We start from the raw sequence: 17,864 nt of genomic DNA on the forward strand, positions 1-17,864 counted from the left end.
CTATTTTTGGAAGAACCCCAAATTTGGCGCAGAAGATAGCGAAATTAATTTATTTTCCCAGTATCAATTAACTGTTGAAGTAGTGGTCTAATAATTAATTCCATAGCAAAGCTCATTTTTCCTCCGGGAACAACTAGCGTGTTATGACGAGACATAAATGAACCATCAATCATTGCTAATAAGTAAGGAAAGTCGACTTTACTTAACCCTCTAAAACGGATGACAACAAAGCTTTCATCTAAACTCGGAATGCCTTTTGCGTTGAGTGGGTTAGAGGTATCTACAGTAGGTACTCGTTGGAAGTTAATATGAGTTCGAGAAAATTGTGGCGTAATGTAATTTAAATAGTCGTCCATTGAACGAACAATTGAGTCCATTACGGCTTCACGAGAATGCCCACGATCACGGGTATCACGAACAAATTTCTGTATCCATTCTAAGTTTACAATTGGCACCATGCCGATAAGTAAATCCACATGTTGAGATACGTTAATATCACCATCAACAACGCCACCGTGTAGACCTTCATAAAAAAGGACATCGGTATCATCTGGTAGGTCTTGCCATGGAGTGAATGTGCCAGGCATTTGATTGAAAGGAACCGCTTCATCGAAAGTATGTAAATAGCGACGATATTGACCCGTTCCATCTTCTCCGTATTGACGGAAAAACTGTTCTAGTGCCGGAAAGTCATTTGCTTGAGGACCAAAGTAACTGATGTGCTTACCTTGTTCTTTTGCCTTACGGATCTCCACATCCATTTCAGGACGAGTGAAACGATGGAAACTGTCCCCTTCAAGCCAAGATGCCTTTATGTCCATCATATTGAACATTTTACGAAATGCTTCAGATGTGGTGGTAGTGCCTGCTCCGGATGATCCCGTTACGGCAATAATTGGATGTTTTGCTGACATGACAAACCCTGTCTAATTTCCTTATTCTCGTCGGATGTTATAACAGGGTTGGTAAAAATGATACTGTTCGGTTTGAAAATTGTGAGTATCTTGGTGAGTCTATTAGTCGTAATTATGGTTAGTTAAATTAGGATTAAAGCGAGCTTTGGTTTGAATATCAACGGTTTCATGAAGCTCGGAAAAGACCACCATTGCTTCACCATTTTTCAATAGAATTTTTATTTGATCTACTTTTTCTTGATGGCTGATTTCAACTTCACCGTAATCTGTCCCTTCACGTAATACAAATTCAGAAATTAAGTTTTCTAGTGTGTCAGGAGCGATGTCTTGCCAAGGAATGATCATACTACTTATCTCATCCATTAAATGAATTGCCAATAGGCGCTAAAGTTAGAGAATTTTTTGGAACCAGTGGTTAACGGTACTTTCTAACCAAAAATTGGGCTTAGTGATAGATCCGTTAATAAAACCCACATGACCACCGTGTTCTGTTAGTTGATAGTGTACACAGTTAGGCAGTGGATGAGTAGGTATCACCGCGTTTGTCATAAATGGATCGTCTTTAGAATGAATAATTCGAGTTGGTATGTCGATACGATCTAAAAACTGTAAACCACTGCATTGTTGATAATAGTCTTGTGCGTGAGCGTAACCATGCATTGGCGCTGTAATGAGATTATCAAAGGTGATTAGATCAGGTATGGCTTTGATCATCTCTTTATTTAAACCAACAATCTCTTTACGAGAGGCATTGAGTTTTTTAATGCTGTTGTTTTTTAATGAGCCTAATAAATAGCCCTGATACAAACGAGAAAAACCTTGTTGAATACGTTCAGAACAGGCGCCTAAATCCAGAGGTGCGGAGATAACTGTTGCGGCGTTCAGTAGGGTATCGTTTTGATATTTGGCGAGGTAGTTTACTAGCATATTACCGCCAAGAGAGATCCCGGTAGCGACCTTTTCTTGATTAGGGAAGCGAGCATCCAACATCTCAATAAAAAAACGTGCGTCTTCGGTTTCACCTGAGTGGTACGCTCTTGCTAAACGGTTAGGCACATCACTGCAACCACGGAAGTGCATCATCACACCAAGCCAACCTTGCTCTTTTGCTGCAGCTAATAATCCATTGGCATAAGGGCTGTCGAAACTGCCTTCTAAACCATGAAAAAGAATAAAAAGCGGTTTTTCTCCTGCTTTATTTGGGTTTTCACTCCAAGCTAGATCAACGAAATCACTGTCTGGTAACTCAAGGCGTTGCCAATACGCATTAAACAATGGATTACGACGCAGAAAGCGAGGAAGCAGTGTCTGAATATGAGCGTTAGATAAACCGGTAGCCGGTGTAAAGTTATCCATCATCTTAGTTACTCTGTGTTGTTATGTTGATTACTTTCTAGAGCGGGAAGTAAGGTGTCTGCCTGCAAAGAGCGGCAATAATCCGTTAATAAACTTATCTGATTATTATCGGTTTTTATTACTAAAGGAATACGTATTAAAGCAGTGATTAGATCGCTTTGTTGTTGCTTTTCTATTTGTAGCTCAAACTGTAAAGCTTCTTGATAAAGAGCTTTATTTTGTGTCGATTTGATCTGTTTTCTTAACTTGCGATAAGAGTGAAGTAGAGTGTCGCTTTTGTGTAGAGCTGCTTCAAGAAGCGGTAAGTCAGATACCGAGAATGAGAGGTTTAGACTATTAAGCCAGATAAGTAATAATGCTAAATTCACATTACCAAAGTAGGTGTCTTGTAGTGCCAGTGCTGCTTGTTTTACCCCATCTTTCTTATAATGGGATAATGAGAAACACCAAAAGGCTTCTTGGGTAATAGAAGCCAATTGGTGCTCATTCAAAGGAATGTTACTGCTTGGCAGCATTCTCTTTTTCTTCAATTTGTTCTTGAAGATCCATCCATTCCATTTCAACTTCTTCGAGTTCAGATTTTGCTGATGCTTGAATGGCAAGAACTTCCGTTAAACGCTTTTTGTTTTCTGCTTCATATAATGAAACGTCACCAAGCTCTTCTTCTGCTTGGCTTAATGCTTCATTAAGCTTATCCATTCGAGTTTCAAGTTTAGTCACTTCTTTTCGTAATGGGGCAATTAGCTTTCTGAATTCGGCTTCTTTGCGTTTTTGTTCTTTTTTCTCTGCTGCACTTAAACTGGTTGATGTGCTTGGATTATCTTGCTTGTCTTGTTGCTGTTGTTCTTTACGCTCGCTCTTATTCTGCTCGGTTAGCCATTTGTAATAATCCGTTAAATCACCATCAAAAGGAACTACTTGGCGGTCATGAACTAAGTATAAGTCATCGGTTGTCGCACGAAGTAAATATCTGTCGTGGCTGACAATAACCATTGCACCTTCAAAGGTTTGTAGTGCCATTGTTAGGGCTTGACGCATATCTAAATCAAGGTGGTTAGTCGGTTCATCAAGCAATAGCATGTTTGGTTTTTGCCATACTACGAGTGCCAGTACTAAACGGGCTTTTTCACCACCAGAGAAAGGACCAATTTTTTCTAACGCTTTATCACCTTGGAAACCAAAACTGCCTAAATAATCACGCAGTTGTTGCTCTGTATGATTAGGGGCAATTTGCATTAGGTGCTGAAGAGGGGTTTCTTCTACGTGTAAGGTTTCCAGTTGGTGCTGTGCGAAGTAACCAATTTTAACTCCTTGAGAGTAAGTAAATACGCCACTCTGCGGAGCTAACTCACCTGAAAGTAATTTGATTAGCGTTGATTTACCTGCGCCGTTTCGGCCTAAAAGACCAATACGACTTCCCGGAACTAGGTTTAGGCGAATTTGTTCTAAAATCGTATTGTTTTCATAACCTGCACTGACTTCATCCATCATTAAGATTGGGTTTGGTAGAGCATCAGGTTCTCTAAAATTAAAGCTGAATGGGTTATCTAACTGTGCTGGTAGCACTTTTTCCATTTTCTCTAACGCTTTAATTCGGCTTTGTGCTTGGCGTGCTTTTGATGCTTTGTAACGGAAGCGGTCAATGTATGACTGCATGTGCGCCATGTTTTTCTGCTGTTTCTGGTATTGTGCTTGCTGCAGGATCAGTTTTTCAGAGCGTTGAACTTCAAATGATGAGTAGTTACCTGTGTACTCATTCAATTTTTGGTTTTCAACATGAATAATACGGTTTACTACTGGATCTAAGAAATCACGGTCGTGCGAAATGAGTAATAGAGTTCCTGGATAGTTTTGTAACCAACGCTCAAGCCACATTACGGCATCTAAGTCTAAGTGGTTGGTTGGTTCATCAAGTAATAATAAATCAGAGCGACAAATCAATGCTTGTGCTAAGTTTAAACGCATACGCCAACCACCAGAGAATTGGGTTAAGTTCCATTCCATCTGTTGTTGTGAAAAGCCTAAACCATTAAGTAATTCTGCAGCACGAGAATTAATGGTGTAACCACCTACGGTTTCAAGTTTACCGTGTAATTCAGCAACCAGAGTTCCGTTATCGGCTTCTTCTGCTTTTGCTAATTGCGCTTCTAAACCACGAAATTCACGGTCACCATCAATAACATAGTCAATGGCTTTGCGTTCTAATGCAGGTGTTTCTTGAGCCACCCAAGCCATTTCCCAGTTATGTGGAACACGGTTTGAACCTGCATCAACACTCAATTCACCTTTGATTAAGGCAAAAAGTGTGGATTTACCACAGCCATTTTTTCCGACTAAACCGACTTTGTCACCAGGGTGAATAGTGGCAGAGGCTTGCTCTAGTAATGGCTTTCCGCCACGAAGTAATTGAATGTCTGAAAAGGTAATCATGCTGTGGTTTGCTTCTCTTAATCTGACTGAATCTTGAAGTTATTTGAATACGATGAGCATAGTAGGCGTAAGAGGGTGATTGTCGACATTGAAATTGTCTGTATGATAGATAATACCAACCGCGGTAGCCTTTTTCTTTTGCTATCTCTCAGCACTTAGTTACTGTGAATGGTATTAAGAGAAAAATAAAACAATAAAGTCAGAAAAGGGAAGACATGACTCAGTTGCCTAAAATATTAGTAATTCTTGCTCATCCAGATCCTGAGCAGTCTATCGCCAATAAAGCCATTTTATCGGCTTATTCTCATTTAGAGCATGTAACTGTGCATGATCTTTATGCTCATTATCCTGATTTTTTTATTGATGTTGTGTTTGAGCATGAACTGCTAGCACAACACGATATTATTATTTTTCAACATCCACTTTATCTTTATTCTTGTCCGGCACTATTAAAAGAGTGGATGGATTGCGTTTTAGGTAAAGGGTTTGCTTATGGTAATGGTGATGCTTTAAAAGGTAAGCAGTGGCGAAGTGTGATCACTGCTGGTGGTATTGAAGAAGCCTTTTCAAAAACGGGATATAACCAACATTCAATGGATGACATTTTGGTTCCATTTAAAATTACCGCCGCATTGTGTCAGATGGAATGGTTACCGCCCTCTATCCAATACTGGGCACGTAAAATTACGGTAGAAAAACGACAGCAATATATTGATGAATATAAAGCTTGGTTGCTAAACCCGAAAGGAGGCATCTAATGGCTGGTGATTGGTTACATACAAGTTCAATATTTTTAGCCGCAGCTGTGGTAACCGTACCTTTGGCACAGCGTTTTGGTCTTGGTGCGGTACTAGGCTATTTATTAGCAGGAATCGCAATTGGTCCATGGGGGTTAAAATTAATTTCAGATGTGGATGCGATTCTTCATTTCTCCGAATTTGGCGTGGTATTGCTACTCTTTTTAATCGGTTTAGAGTTGAACCCCAGTAAATTATGGAAAATGCGAAAACCGATAATCGGGTTGGGAGGAAGCCAGGTTGTAGTGTCATCTGTAGTGATTACTGCTGCGATGATGTTTTTTGGTTTAGCATGGCAAGTCAGTTTGGTTATCGGCATGGGGTTGGCTTTGTCATCGACCGCTATTGCCTTAAGAGTGATAGAAGAACGTAAACTGTCTGATTCTGAAAGTGGGCAATCTGGTTTCGCGGTTTTGCTGTTTCAGGATATTGCGGTTATTCCTATGTTAGCGATATTGCCTGTTTTAGCCGGTGGTGCCAGTGGTAATTGGCTCGACGGATTATGGGTTCTTGCTGGTGTTATTTCTATTTTTACTCTTGCCCATTTTCTATTACGCCCACTTTTTAGCTATGTAGTGAAAAGTGGAGCGAGAGAGTTATTTACTGTTGCCGCATTACTACTGGTGATTGGTGTATCTGCTGCGATGAAACAGTTAGGACTATCTATGGCTCTTGGGGCATTTTTAGCAGGGGTATTGCTGGCTGAAAGTGAGTTTCGTCATGAGTTAGAAGTGGCTATTGAACCTTTTAAAGGGTTATTGCTTGGTTTGTTTTTTATTGCAGTAGGAATGTCGGTTAATTTAGGGCTATTACTACAGTATCCATTTGAGATCTTAGCTGCTGTATTGTCACTTGTAGTGGTGAAAGGGTTGCTGATTTATGGGTTAGCAAGAGCTTTTGGTACTCGAGCGAAAGCACGTAGTCAAATGGCGATGATATTAAGCCAAGGTGGCGAGTTTGCTTTTGTTTTGTTTACGGCTGCCCAAATGGAAGGCTTATTAAGCCGAGAATTAACGGCATTTTTGTTGGTGGTTGTCAGTATCTCTATGATGACAACACCGCTGTTTTTAATCGCTCAAGATAAATGGTTTGCGAGAACGTTAAACAGCGAAGAAGAGATGCCTTTATCTGACTTTACACACGCAACTCAACCAGAAGTTATTATTGCTGGCTTTGGGCGATTTGGTCAGATTGTTGGACGATTACTTTTCGCGAATAAGATAAAGCTGACTATTTTAGAGGCAGACCCAAGTCAAATTCGTCTGCTGCGTAAATTCGATTATAAAGTGTATTACGGTGATGCAACGCAAGTCGAACTCTTACGAGCGGCGGGAGCCGAAAAAGCCAAAGCCATTGTTGTGTGTAAAAAAGATCCACAAAAAGTGATGGAAGTCGTGGCGTTATGCCAAAGGCATTTTCCTCATTTAAAAATATTAGCACGTGCGCGCAGTCGAGTAGAGGCTTATGAGTTATTGAGTGAAGGCGTTGATAACTTTTCACGAGAAACTTTCTATGGTGCCCTTGATTTAGGGCGACAAACCCTCACATCTTTAGGTATGCATCCTTATCAAGCTAAGCGAGCAGAATCTCATTTTAAAAAGTTAGATGTTGCTATGCTAAAAGAATTGTTACCATTACATTCAGATGATAAATCTCTAGCTTCAAAAGCGAAGGCTGCTCGAATCGAGTTAGAAGAGATTTTTAGCTTAGAAATGGAAAACGAACGCTCAAGCCAGAACCATTGGGACTGATGTTATAAAGAGTTAATAGCACAAGGATAATAACCGTGAAAAAACGATTTATTGCAGGTGCAGTTTGTCCATCATGTAGCAAAGAAGATACGCTACGCTGGTGGCAAGAAAGTAATATCGAGTATGTTGAATGTGTTGATTGTGGTCATACAGACCGTCGAACGCCTAAATCACTCGAAAAAACCAAACATGCGCAAGATGATGTTATTGGTGTTTTTAAGCCTGAATAGTATTATGTTGCCATACTGAATACCATCCACTAATGCTAAGTGCATCCGGAGTTAAAATGAAAATTGAAAAGAACGTTGTTGTAAGTCTAGCTTACCAAGTGAAAACAGAAGAAGGCGTAGTTGTAGACCAATCAACAGTTGACGCTCCTCTTGATTACCTACACGGTCACAACAACCTAATCGTTGGTCTTGAAAAAGCACTTGAAGGTAAAGTTGAAGGCGACAAATTCAGCATCACTGTAACTCCTGAAGAAGCGTACGGCGAGCACATGGATGAGATGGTTCAACGTGTTCCTGCAAACGTATTCCAAGGCGTTGACCAAATTGAAGTTGGTATGCGTTTCCTTGCTGATACAGACCAAGGTCCAATCCCTGTAGAAGTAACTGAAGTTGATGGCGATGAAGTTGTTGTTGATGGCAACCACATGCTTGCTGGTCAAACTCTAGATTTTGATGTTGAAGTAGTAGCACTACGTGCAGCAACAGAAGAAGAAGCTGCTCACGGTCATATTCACCAAGAAGGTGGCTGTGGTGGTCACGGTCACGACCATGATCACGAAGGTGGTTGTTGTGGTGGCGAAGGCCATTCTCACGATCACGAAGAAGAGCACGTATGCTGTGGTAACGGCAACTGTTCTAAGTAATCTTAAGAGTAGGGACGAGGACGCTTTGCTCGAGAGTTTAGGGGCGAGGAAGATCTTCGCACTGTAGAAATTAAAAAACCGTAGGTGCTGATGCATTTACGGTTTTTTTGTTTTTAGGCTTCTGAGTGCTCGCTTTGCTCTTCCTCGCTCCTAGAGCGTAGCGTTCTCGATTCTCGCTCCTGCACTTAGTAATGCGGTGGTGGCGTCTCTTCCGATGCATCCGCCATATTCGACGAATCCATGGTTTTCATCTTACCTACCATAAACTTCATCTGAACTTGCATATTAGTGATTAATAGCTGTTGCTGAGATAGGGCGTCGTTTAGTTCATCAATGGTTTGCTCTTGAAACGCCATTTGACACTCTAAATCACTGATCTTTTGTTCTAATTGTTCAATTGTTGTTGTCATTATTCTATTAACCACGCTTGGGCGATTCCTGCTGATGTCGCTGAAACCACTCGTTGTTGTTTATCAATGGCGACATCATACACTACTGCTGTTGGTGGACGTGCATCTTTTAATGGTTCTGAACGCCATTGTTCGAGCTTTTTACCTGATGTGGTATTCCATACATTTACGGTTCCAGAGGGAGAACCTGTAACCAGAAGTTGGCCATCATCACTAAAGCGAGCGGTAGAATATACTTGTTGGCGAGCTAACGTACTAAGTTCCGTTATTTTTTCACCGGTTTTTAAATCCCAAATAAAACCTTCATTACCACCATCGGCAGTAAAAGCATATTTACCATCGCGTTGAAGTGCTGTTCGACTTACTCGTTTTTCATGTTCAAAGGTTCTAAGTATTTGCCCTGTTTCGGTATCCCACAAATAAGCAAAGTAATCATTACCACCAGATAGGGCAAATTTACCATTTGAAGAAAGAGCGACAGAATTGACTTTTTCTCTGTGAGCTAAAAATTCTAAGCGGCGGCCGGTCGCCAGATTGATATAAATGGCTTTACCATTTGAAAGTCCAAGTAGAACTTGTTGTCCATTACTTGCAATAGATACATCCCTAATAATACCGTCAGAGATAGACCATAACCCTTCAGATATTCCCATTCCCAAATCCCAAACAGCAAAGTTAGTTTGAGTTGCGGTTATTGCAAATCGAGAGTTATCAGAGATTCTGATATAGGACACCGTTGATTTATCTTGATCTTGGTCACCGAAAAAAGTCAGTTCTTTATTTTCTACAAGATCCCAAAAATGAAGACCAGATTTTACTTGTGATTCATTTTTTTCAGGAATAGAGTCATTCTTAACAAAGAAAAGAGCAAAACGAGCATCACGACTTAACGCAAAACTTGTTGTTCCCTGGGGAGCTAATTCCCAGCGTTGGTCGTCTGAATTTTGGAAAAAACAGCCCGATAATGTCAGCGTAATGACAAAAATAGCGATGTATTGAGATATAGCGCGCATCAAATTGAACTACTCGTTTGTAATGTGTCTATAAGTACTAGTATATTGTGATGAACAGTATTTCGCATCTATATACCAATCTAAATAAGTATTCGATCACTATTGCTGGTGAAAATCGATGATAACTAGCAATAATTTTATCAACTACTTATCCAGATTGGTATGATCTAAAAAATTGAATAAGAAAATTGAGGCAGGACCTCAAATAATCTGGAGTTTTGAAATGAAATCTATCTTTAAAGTGTCGTTACTTGCTGCAACTGTTGCATTTGTTGTTGGTTGTCAAAAAGAAGAAGCACCAAAAACAGAAGCAACAACATTACCTGCAAAAATCGAAGCATCTACTGAGTCTGCTACAGCAGCAACATTTGCATCAGAAGATGAAAAAGCAGGTTACGCAATCGGTGCATCTTTAGCTAAATACCTAAACTCAAACCTAGAGAAGCAAACAGAGCTAGGTCTTGACCTGAAGAAAGCGGATGTACTTGCTGGTGTAACTGATGTATTTAATGGTAAAGAGCGTCTAACTGATGAAGAGATCCAAGTTGCTCTTCAAAACCTAGATCAACGTGTTGCTGAAATTGCACAAAAGAAAATGGCAGCAGAATCTGAAGCTAACGCAAAAGCGGGTGCTGACTTCCGTGCTAAATTTGAAAAAGAAGATGGCGTGAAGAAAACAGAATCAGGCCTTCTATACAAAGTAATCACACCTGCTGACGGTCCTAAGCCAAAAGACACTGATACAGTAGTTGTTCATTACTCTGGTACATTAATTGATGGTACTAAGTTTGATAGCTCTTACGATCGTAACCAACCAGCGACTTTCCCACTAAACGCAGTAATTCCTGGCTGGACTGAAGGTGTTCAATTAATGAACGTTGGTTCTAAGTACAAGTTCGTTATCCCTGCTGAGTTAGGCTACGGCGCACAAGGCAACCAAGCGATTCCTGCAAATTCAACTCTAGTATTTGATGTTGAGTTGCTAGAAATCAAAGATGCAGCAAAACCTGCAAAATAATCTGATTGAAGATTAAATAATCTAAACTTTGTTTTAGATCACTGAATTAGCCCCGGCACTTGCTGGGGTTTTTTATTTTCATGCAAATATTCTGATAAACTTGATGTAATTATTTTAAGCCTTAAGTCTTAGCATGAGTGTTAAGCAAGCAAATATTAAGTTGGTAGATTATGAATATTGAGAATACTGCGGAAGAAAGTTTTTCTGAAGTAGTGCCATTTACAGAGTTTGACCATCACATTTTGCGCTCTTATGAAGCTGTGGTGGATGGAATTGCCAGTTTAATCGGTAACTATTGTGAAATCGTTTTACACTCATTAGAAGATATCAATAAATCAGCGATTCGAATTGCTAATGGCGAGAATACAGGACGTAAAGTTGGCTCTCCAATCACCGATTTAGCGCTGCAAATGCTAAAAGATATTGAACGTTCTAAACGTAATTTTTCTCGCTCTTATTTCACCCGAGCAAAGGGTGGGGTGCTGATGAAGTCAATCACTGTTGCTATTCGTAACGGGGATGAAAGAATCATTGGTTTACTGTGTATTAATATCAATTTGGATGCGCCTTTTTCACAGGTATTGCAATCATTTATGCCAAGTGAAGAAGCGAATGAAGCAGCATCAAGTGTTAACTTTGCAAGTGATGTAGATGAGCTTGTTGACCAAACTGTAAAACGCACTATTGATGAGATTAATGCAGATAAAGAAGTCGGCAATAATGCAAAGAACAAACAAATCGTAATGGATTTATACGATAAAGGCATTTTTGATATTAAAGACGCGATTAACCGTGTTGCTGACCAATTGAATATTTCTAAACACACTGTTTATCTTTATATCCGTCAAAGAAAAACAGAGGATGGTGAAAAGTGAGTTTGGTGTATGGACTTGTTGTTAATGGGCCAGCCTATGGTTCACAAGCATCAAGAAAAGCTTTTCAATTTGCAGAAGCTGTATTAGCTCAAGGACACAGTATTAAAAAGGTGTTCTTTTATCAGGAAGGGGTGTTAAATGCGTCTTCTTTGATTTTACCTGCTAATGATGAAGTTGATATCACTAAGCAATGGCAAGAGCTAGCACTGCGCCATGATATTGAATTGGAAACTTGTGTTGCTGCAGCACTACGACGTGGTGTTATTGGTGAGGAAGAAGCAAGTCAGCATCAATTAAAACAACATAATTTAGCTGTTGGTTTTCAGCAAGCAGGGTTAGGTGGTTTAGCAACGGCGTTATTGAAGTTCGACCGTGTTGTTCAGTTTTAACCGTGTTGTTCAGTTTAAATAAAGCGGAAATATTATGAATCGACTTGGATTTGTATTTCAATCGGCACCACACTCAACATCAAAAGGTAGAGAAGGGCTAGATGCAATATTAGCAGCCTCTGCTTACAGTGAAGATATTCAAATCTTCTTTATTGGAGATGGTGTGTTACAGCTACTTAAGAACCAAGAACCAGAAAAGATTTTATCTAGAGATTATATTTCAGGGTTTAAAATGCTTGAACTTTATGATCTTGAAGAGATATTTGTTTGTCAGAATGCAATGAGTAACCGTGGCATAAAAGAAGAATATCTTTTGATTGATGTTGATAGCATTTCAAATAAAGACATAAATGAAAAGCTGTCTCAATGTGATCAAATTATGGTGTTTTAAATGATGCTACATATACTAACAAGTACCGATAATCTTCAATCACTTCATAATAAAGAATTACCTGTCAATAATGAGAATGACGTCATCATTTTTACGCAAGACAGTGTATATGCAGCAATTAAAGATCATAAAGATCATTCGTTGATCTTATCATTTAAGCACTGCTATTTTTTACAAGAAGACATCGAAGCAAGAGGGTTAACTAAACTTATTGATAATAAAATTCAACGAGTTAATTACAGCGCTTTTGTTTCTTTAACCCAAGATCATTTTCCTATAGTGACTTGGTAAGCGTGATCTATGGTTAAGAAAGGCAAATTATTTTTAAATTGTTTATTAATAGTGCTGTATATTTCTTGACACATATCACGTTCAGCCTTAGAATTTCGCGTCCCTATTTCTGTAGGGCTAGATTTTTCAAAAGTTTTCGAACCTCTAATCAGGAGCTATTTTAATGGCAACTATTAACCAGTTGGTACGTAAGCCTCGTGCAAAGCAAGTTGTTAAAAGCAACGTGCCTGCGCTAGAAGCGTGTCCACAAAAACGTGGTGTATGTACTCGTGTTTACACTACTACACCAAAAAAACCGAACTCAGCTTTACGTAAAGTATGTCGTGTTCGTCTAACTAACGGCTTTGAAGTTACTTCATACATCGGCGGTGAAGGTCACAACCTTCAAGAGCACTCAGTTGTTCTTATCCGTGGTGGTCGTGTTAAAGATTTACCAGGTGTGCGTTACCACACTGTTCGCGGTGCACTTGACTGTGCAGGCGTAAATGACCGTAAGAAAGGTCGTTCTAAGTACGGTGTGAAACGTCCTAAGTCTTAATGGATTCCGTTAAGTAAGGCCAAACACTAAATATTTGTAATTTGAAGAAACTGAAAAGTTTTGGATAACCTGAAGACAACAACGGAGATATTCCATGCCACGTCGTCGCGTAATTGGTCAGCGTAAGATCCTTCCAGATCCTAAGTTCAAATCTGAGCTGCTGGCAAAATTTGTAAACATCGTAATGGTTGACGGTAAGAAATCAACTGCTGAAAAAATCGTTTACGGTGCACTAGATCTTATGGCTGAGAAGTCTGGTAAAGACCACTTAGCTGTATTTGAAGAAGCTCTTGAAAATGTTCGTCCTGCGGTAGAAGTTAAATCTCGCCGTGTGGGTGGTTCAACTTACCAAGTGCCTGTAGAAGTACGTCCGGTTCGCCGTAACGCACTTGCTATGCGTTGGATGGTTGAAGCTGCGCGTAAGCGTGGTGAAAAATCTATGGCTCAACGTCTTGCTAACGAAATGTTAGACGCGTCTGAGAACAAAGGTACTGCGGTTAAGAAACGTGAAGACGTTCACCGTATGGCTGATGCTAACAAAGCATTCGCTCATTACCGCTGGTAATACCGAAGGTGCAGCAGTCCTTGCTGCACCTTACTTTTTCCCCTATTTAGTAAAACACTTAGTCATTATCGCTATTTCAATGCATAAGCGTTGGGTAATAGCAATAATCCCTAAGATAAGAGGATACAACCGTGGCTCGAAATACACCTATTGAGCGCTACCGTAATATCGGTATCTGTGCTCACGTAGATGCAGGTAAAACTACTACTACTGAGCGTATTCTGTTCTATACTGCCTTTCTCACAAAATCGGCGAAGTTCACGATGGTGCAGCAACCATGGACTGGATGGAGCAAGAGCAAGAGCGTGGTATCACAATTACCTCAGCGGCAACTACCACATTCTGGCGTGGTATGGATGCGCAATTCCAAGATCACCGTATTAATATCATCGATACTCCTGGACACGTTGACTTCACAATCGAAGTAGAACGTTCTCTGCGTGTACTTGATGGTGCAGTTGTTGTGTTCTGTGGCTCGTCTGGTGTTGAACCTCAATCTGAAACTGTATGGCGTCAAGCTGATAAATACGGTGTTCCACGTATCGTGTTCGTTAACAAAATGGACCGTGCTGGTGCAGATTTCTTACGTGTTGTAGATCAAATTAAAAATCGTCTTGGTGCTACTCCTGTTCCAATCCAATTAAACATTGGTGCTGAAGAGGACTTTAGTGGTGTTGTTGACCTTATCAAGATGAAACGAATCAACTGGAATGAAGCCGACCAAGGCATGACCTTCACATACGAAGAAATTCCAGCTGATATGCAAGAGCTTGCTGAAGAATGGCGTCAAAACCTAGTTGAAGCAGCAGCAGAAGCGTCTGAAGACCTGATGGACAAATACCTTGAAGGTGAAGAACTGTCTGAAGCAGAAATCAAAGAAGCCCTACGTACTCGTACATTAAATAACGAAATCGTACTGGCTACTTGTGGTTCAGCGTTTAAAAACAAAGGTGTTCAAGCTGTACTTGATGCCGTTATCGAATTCTTACCTGCACCAGTTGACGTTCCTGCGATCAAAGGTGTGGATGAAAATGATAACGAAGTTGAGCGTCATGCAGACGACAACGAACCGTTTGCTGCACTTGCATTTAAAATTGCAACAGACCCATTTGTTGGTTCATTGACCTTTATGCGTGTTTACTCTGGTGTGGTTAACACCGGTGACGCAGTATATAACTCAGTGAAACAAAAGCGTGAACGTTTTGGACGTATCGTTCAACTTCATGCTAACAAGCGTGAAGAAGTGAAAGAAGTACGTGCTGGTGATATTGCTGCGGCAATCGGCCTTAAAGACGTAACAACAGGTGATACTCTGTGTGACCAAAACGCAAAAGTAATTCTTGAGCGTATGGAATTCCCAGAACCTGTTATTCAGATCGCTGTAGAACCAAGAACACAAGCTGACCAAGAGAAAATGGGTATCGCACTAGGTAAACTAGCGGCAGAAGATCCATCTTTCCGTGTAGAAACTGATGAAGAATCAGGTCAAACACTGATTTCTGGCATGGGTGAGCTACACTTAGATATTATCGTTGATCGTATGAAGCGTGAGTTCAGTGTTGAATGTAACGTTGGTAAGCCTCAAGTGGCATACCGTGAAACTATCCGTGGTACTACGGAAGTTGAAGGTAAATTCGTACGTCAATCTGGTGGTCGCGGTCAATACGGTCACGTATGGCTAAAAATCGAACCATCAGAACCAGATGCTGGTTTCGTTTTTGTTGACGAAATTGTAGGTGGTGCTGTTCCTCGTGAATACATCAGCTCAGTAGCTAAAGGTATCGAAGAGCAAATGCATAACGGCGTGTTGGCAGGTTATCCTGTACTTGACGTTAAAGCTACGCTATTTGATGGCTCATACCACGATGTTGACTCCAGTGAAATGGCGTTCAAGATCGCGGGTTCAATGGCATTCAAGAAAGGTGCACTAGAAGCGCAACCTGTTATTCTTGAACCAATGATGAAAGTTGAAGTAACCACTCCAGAAGACTGGATGGGTGATGTTGTTGGTGACTTAAACCGTCGTCGCGGCATGATTGAAGGTATGGACGATGGTGTTGCTGGATTGAAAATTATCCGTGCACAAGTTCCGCTTTCAGAAATGTTTGGTTATGCAACATCTTTGCGTTCTGCGACTCAAGGTCGTGCGTCTTATTCTATGGAATTCGCCGAATATGGTGAAGTTTCTAAGAATATTGCCGACAGAATCATCGCTGAGCGTGGATAATATACTCAATACCCTTGCGTCAAGAGCAATTGACGCATAAAATAGCAAATTCTGGCGCGCCTTATCACTGTTCGATAAGGCGAATCATAACTAGGAAGGAACACGATCGTGTCTAAAGAAAAATTTGAACGTACGAAACCGCACGTAAACGTTGGTACTATCGGCCACGTTGACCACGGTAAAACAACTCTAACAGCTGCTATCTGTACTACACTTGCAAAAATCTACGGCGGTGTAGCTAAAGATTTCGCATCAATCGATAACGCTCCTGAAGAGCGCGAGCGTGGTATCACAATCTCAACTTCTCACGTTGAGTACGATACTCCTGCACGTCACTACGCACACGTTGACTGTCCTGGACACGCCGATTATGTTAAAAACATGATCACTGGTGCTGCTCAAATGGATGGTGGTATCCTAGTTGTTGCTGCAACAGATGGTCCAATGCCACAAACTCGTGAGCACATCCTACTTGGTCGTCAAGTTGGTATCCCTTACATCATCGTATTCATGAACAAATGTGACATGGTTGATGATGAAGAGCTTCTAGAACTAGTTGAAATGGAAGTTCGTGAACTTCTTTCTGAGTACGACTTCCCAGGTGATGATCTACCAGTAATTCAAGGTTCAGCTCTTGGCGCTCTAAACGGCGAAAAAGAGTGGGAAGACAAGATCGTTGAGCTTGCAGAAGCACTAGATTCTTACATCCCAGAACCAGAGCGTGCTGTTGACCAACCGTTCCTACTACCAATTGAAGATGTATTCTCAATCCAAGGTCGTGGTACAGTTGTAACTGGTCGTATCGAGCGTGGTATCCTACGTGTAGGTGACGAAGTAGAAATCGTTGGTATCAAAGAAACAACAATGACTACTTGTACAGGTGTTGAAATGTTCCGTAAACTGCTTGACGAAGGTCGTGCAGGTGAGAACGTTGGTGCACTACTACGTGGTACTAAGCGTGATGACGTTGAACGTGGCCAAGTACTTGCTGCTAAAGGTTCAATCAACCCACACACTAAATTTGAATCAGAAGTGTACGTTCTTTCTAAAGATGAAGGCGGCCGTCACACTCCTTTCTTCAAAGGTTACCGTCCACAGTTCTACTTCCGTACAACTGACGTAACAGGCGACATCACTCTACCAGAAGGTGTAGAAATGGTAATGCCAGGTGATAACGTTCAAATGACGGTTGAGCTAATCGCTCCAATCGCAATGGACGAAGGTCTACGCTTCGCGATCCGTGAAGGTGGCCGTACAGTTGGTGCTGGTGTTGTTGCTAAAATCTTCGCTTAATAGCTAAAGATTTTGCGATATACCGCATGACTAAAAAAGGAAGCTTCGGCTTCCTTTTTTGTTGCTTGTAAAAAAATATAATTTTTTTCGTTTGTTTTTCAAACAATGCTTGCAACTAAAAGTGTGATCTGTATAATGCATCGCACTGGTTAAGCCAGTTGTGAACCAATGAGCAGCGAGGAAAGTGCTTATTCCTACAGAGTAGGGTAAGTTACTTAGAATGTATACTCAGCTTATGTTCGCGGTTAATATTATTAGAACTTAAACTTTTAGATTAATTTCTAATATAAGTTAACTGACAATGTGTCCTAATTTTGGACCTATGGTTTCACATAAATCAATCGGCATTCTCTCGTTTTTACGGGATTGAGTGGCGATATTGTTTGTGTATTTATTATTGGAGCTCTGTCTCATGCAGAACCAACGTATTCGTATCCGCCTAAAGGCATTCGATTATAAACTAATCGATCAGTCTACAGCGGAGATCGTTGAAACAGCTAAGCGCACTGGCGCTCAGGTTCGTGGTCCTATTCCACTACCTACTCGTAAAGAGCGTTTTACTGTTCTTACTTCTCCTCACGTTAACAAAGACGCACGTGACCAGTACGAAATCCGTACTCACAAGCGTTTAATCGACATTGTTGAGCCAACAGATAAAACTGTTGACGCACTAATGCGTTTAGACCTTGCTGCTGGCGTTGATGTTCAAATTAGCCTAGGTTAAGGGGAGAT

General features: G+C 40.7%; 20 protein-coding genes and 1 pseudogene. 14 read left to right on the forward strand and 7 right to left on the reverse strand.

The window, feature by feature from the left end:
* Positions 1-44: 44 nt before the first annotated feature.
* The 5 genes from AAFX60_000910 to AAFX60_000930 form a co-directional block, all read right to left on the reverse strand.
* Entirely contained in the window at positions 45-914 is an 870-nt protein-coding gene (locus AAFX60_000910; protein ID XDF77828.1) for a phosphoribulokinase, read from the reverse strand.
* Positions 915-1,016: 102 nt separating this feature from the next.
* Positions 1,017-1,259, reverse strand: coding sequence for a YheU family protein (locus tag AAFX60_000915; protein XDF78870.1), 243 nt, complete (start codon positions 1,257-1,259; stop codon positions 1,017-1,019).
* 45 nt (positions 1,260-1,304) lie between these two features.
* Positions 1,305-2,273 (reverse strand): hydrolase, encoded by a 969-nt coding sequence (locus AAFX60_000920; GenBank protein ID XDF77829.1) that lies wholly within the window; start codon positions 2,271-2,273, stop codon positions 1,305-1,307.
* A 5-nt stretch (positions 2,274-2,278) separates the two neighbouring features.
* Entirely contained in the window at positions 2,279-2,785 is a 507-nt protein-coding gene (locus tag AAFX60_000925; GenBank protein XDF77830.1) for a TIGR02444 family protein, read from the reverse strand.
* Positions 2,769-4,700 (reverse strand): ABC transporter ATP-binding protein, encoded by a 1,932-nt coding sequence (locus tag AAFX60_000930; GenBank protein ID XDF77831.1) that lies wholly within the window; start codon positions 4,698-4,700, stop codon positions 2,769-2,771. The genes AAFX60_000925 and AAFX60_000930 overlap by 17 nt, the downstream gene beginning before the upstream one ends.
* A gap of 215 nt (positions 4,701-4,915) precedes the next feature.
* On the opposite strand from AAFX60_000930, the gene kefG reads away from it, so the two are divergent.
* Genes kefG through slyD form a run of 4 tightly spaced genes read left to right on the forward strand, consistent with a single transcriptional unit; the run spans position 4,916 to position 8,122 of the window.
* A complete protein-coding gene (gene kefG, locus AAFX60_000935) occupies positions 4,916-5,458 on the forward strand; it encodes a glutathione-regulated potassium-efflux system ancillary protein KefG (GenBank protein ID XDF77832.1) in 543 nt (180 codons plus the stop codon).
* A complete protein-coding gene (gene kefB, locus AAFX60_000940; protein ID XDF77833.1) occupies positions 5,458-7,248 on the forward strand; it encodes a glutathione-regulated potassium-efflux system protein KefB in 1,791 nt (596 codons plus the stop codon). The genes kefG and kefB overlap by 1 nt, the downstream gene beginning before the upstream one ends.
* Positions 7,249-7,277: 29 nt before the next feature.
* On the forward strand, positions 7,278-7,478 hold the full coding sequence (locus AAFX60_000945; GenBank protein XDF78871.1) for a YheV family putative zinc ribbon protein: 201 nt from the start codon (positions 7,278-7,280) through the stop codon (positions 7,476-7,478).
* A 56-nt stretch (positions 7,479-7,534) separates the two neighbouring features.
* Positions 7,535-8,122 (forward strand): peptidylprolyl isomerase, encoded by a 588-nt coding sequence (gene slyD / locus AAFX60_000950; GenBank protein XDF77834.1) that lies wholly within the window; start codon positions 7,535-7,537, stop codon positions 8,120-8,122.
* 185 nt (positions 8,123-8,307) lie between these two features.
* On the opposite strand, the gene AAFX60_000955 is transcribed toward slyD, so the two are convergent.
* Positions 8,308-8,532 (reverse strand): SlyX family protein, encoded by a 225-nt coding sequence (locus AAFX60_000955; protein XDF77835.1) that lies wholly within the window; start codon positions 8,530-8,532, stop codon positions 8,308-8,310.
* Entirely contained in the window at positions 8,532-9,545 is a 1,014-nt protein-coding gene (locus AAFX60_000960; protein XDF77836.1) for a PQQ-binding-like beta-propeller repeat protein, read from the reverse strand. The genes AAFX60_000955 and AAFX60_000960 overlap by 1 nt, the downstream gene beginning before the upstream one ends.
* A 223-nt stretch (positions 9,546-9,768) precedes the next feature.
* Here AAFX60_000960 and fkpA point away from each other — a divergent pair, with 223 nt between their 5' ends.
* The 10 genes and pseudogenes from fkpA to rpsJ all read left to right on the forward strand — a co-directional run bounded on the left by fkpA (position 9,769) and on the right by rpsJ (position 17,856).
* The gene (gene fkpA, locus AAFX60_000965) at positions 9,769-10,563 is read left to right on the forward strand and encodes an FKBP-type peptidyl-prolyl cis-trans isomerase (GenBank protein XDF77837.1); all 795 of its coding nucleotides are present in this window, start codon (positions 9,769-9,771) and stop codon (positions 10,561-10,563) included.
* A 170-nt stretch (positions 10,564-10,733) separates the two neighbouring features.
* A complete protein-coding gene (locus AAFX60_000970; protein ID XDF77838.1) occupies positions 10,734-11,438 on the forward strand; it encodes a transcriptional regulator in 705 nt (234 codons plus the stop codon).
* On the forward strand, positions 11,435-11,827 hold the full coding sequence (gene tusD, locus AAFX60_000975) for a sulfurtransferase complex subunit TusD (GenBank protein XDF77839.1): 393 nt from the start codon (positions 11,435-11,437) through the stop codon (positions 11,825-11,827). The genes AAFX60_000970 and tusD overlap by 4 nt, the downstream gene beginning before the upstream one ends.
* Positions 11,828-11,861: 34 nt before the next feature.
* On the forward strand, positions 11,862-12,218 hold the full coding sequence (tusC, locus tag AAFX60_000980; GenBank protein ID XDF77840.1) for a sulfurtransferase complex subunit TusC: 357 nt from the start codon (positions 11,862-11,864) through the stop codon (positions 12,216-12,218).
* Positions 12,219-12,509 carry a sulfurtransferase complex subunit TusB gene (gene tusB / locus AAFX60_000985; GenBank protein ID XDF77841.1) on the forward strand — a complete coding sequence of 97 codons (291 nt, stop codon included), beginning with the start codon at positions 12,219-12,221 and terminating at the stop codon, positions 12,507-12,509.
* Between the two features lie 163 nt (positions 12,510-12,672).
* A complete protein-coding gene (rpsL, locus tag AAFX60_000990; protein XDF77842.1) occupies positions 12,673-13,047 on the forward strand; it encodes a 30S ribosomal protein S12 in 375 nt (124 codons plus the stop codon).
* Between the two features lie 94 nt (positions 13,048-13,141).
* A complete protein-coding gene (rpsG, locus tag AAFX60_000995; GenBank protein XDF77843.1) occupies positions 13,142-13,612 on the forward strand; it encodes a 30S ribosomal protein S7 in 471 nt (156 codons plus the stop codon).
* Positions 13,613-13,743: 131 nt separating this feature from the next.
* Positions 13,744-15,839: pseudogene (gene fusA, locus AAFX60_001000) on the forward strand (elongation factor G).
* A gap of 108 nt (positions 15,840-15,947) precedes the next feature.
* Positions 15,948-17,132: an elongation factor Tu gene (tuf, locus tag AAFX60_001005; GenBank protein ID XDF77844.1), complete on the forward strand. Its 1,185-nt coding sequence runs from the start codon at positions 15,948-15,950 to the stop codon at positions 17,130-17,132.
* Positions 17,133-17,544: 412 nt separating this feature from the next.
* Positions 17,545-17,856, forward strand: coding sequence for a 30S ribosomal protein S10 (gene rpsJ, locus AAFX60_001010; protein ID XDF77845.1), 312 nt, complete (start codon positions 17,545-17,547; stop codon positions 17,854-17,856).
* Positions 17,857-17,864: the final 8 nt, after the last annotated feature.

Source organism: Aliivibrio fischeri (assembly GCA_038993745.2).
Taxonomy (GTDB): domain Bacteria; phylum Pseudomonadota; class Gammaproteobacteria; order Enterobacterales; family Vibrionaceae; genus Aliivibrio; species Aliivibrio fischeri_B.

Bases quoted from the DNA above. Each gene is read 5' to 3' on its own strand.
- AAFX60_000970 (XDF77838.1), top strand. From the start codon at position 10,734: ATGAATATTGAGAATACTGCGGAAGAAAGTTTTTCTGAAGTAGTGCCA.
- tusB (XDF77841.1), top strand. From the start codon at position 12,219: ATGATGCTACATATACTAACAAGTACCGATAATCTTCAATCACTTCAT.
- AAFX60_000955 (XDF77835.1), bottom strand. From the start codon at position 8,532: ATGACAACAACAATTGAACAATTAGAACAAAAGATCAGTGATTTAGAG.
- kefG (XDF77832.1), top strand. From the start codon at position 4,916: ATGACTCAGTTGCCTAAAATATTAGTAATTCTTGCTCATCCAGATCCT.
- AAFX60_000930 (XDF77831.1), bottom strand. From the start codon at position 4,700: ATGATTACCTTTTCAGACATTCAATTACTTCGTGGCGGAAAGCCATTA.
- AAFX60_000910 (XDF77828.1), bottom strand. From the start codon at position 914: ATGTCAGCAAAACATCCAATTATTGCCGTAACGGGATCATCCGGAGCA.
- AAFX60_000915 (XDF78870.1), bottom strand. From the start codon at position 1,259: ATGATCATTCCTTGGCAAGACATCGCTCCTGACACACTAGAAAACTTA.
- rpsG (XDF77843.1), top strand. From the start codon at position 13,142: ATGCCACGTCGTCGCGTAATTGGTCAGCGTAAGATCCTTCCAGATCCT.
- rpsL (XDF77842.1), top strand. From the start codon at position 12,673: ATGGCAACTATTAACCAGTTGGTACGTAAGCCTCGTGCAAAGCAAGTT.
- AAFX60_000920 (XDF77829.1), bottom strand. From the start codon at position 2,273: ATGATGGATAACTTTACACCGGCTACCGGTTTATCTAACGCTCATATT.
- kefB (XDF77833.1), top strand. From the start codon at position 5,458: ATGGCTGGTGATTGGTTACATACAAGTTCAATATTTTTAGCCGCAGCT.
- slyD (XDF77834.1), top strand. From the start codon at position 7,535: ATGAAAATTGAAAAGAACGTTGTTGTAAGTCTAGCTTACCAAGTGAAA.
- rpsJ (XDF77845.1), top strand. From the start codon at position 17,545: ATGCAGAACCAACGTATTCGTATCCGCCTAAAGGCATTCGATTATAAA.
- AAFX60_000925 (XDF77830.1), bottom strand. From the start codon at position 2,785: ATGCTGCCAAGCAGTAACATTCCTTTGAATGAGCACCAATTGGCTTCT.
- fkpA (XDF77837.1), top strand. From the start codon at position 9,769: ATGAAATCTATCTTTAAAGTGTCGTTACTTGCTGCAACTGTTGCATTT.
- tusC (XDF77840.1), top strand. From the start codon at position 11,862: ATGAATCGACTTGGATTTGTATTTCAATCGGCACCACACTCAACATCA.
- AAFX60_000960 (XDF77836.1), bottom strand. From the start codon at position 9,545: ATGCGCGCTATATCTCAATACATCGCTATTTTTGTCATTACGCTGACA.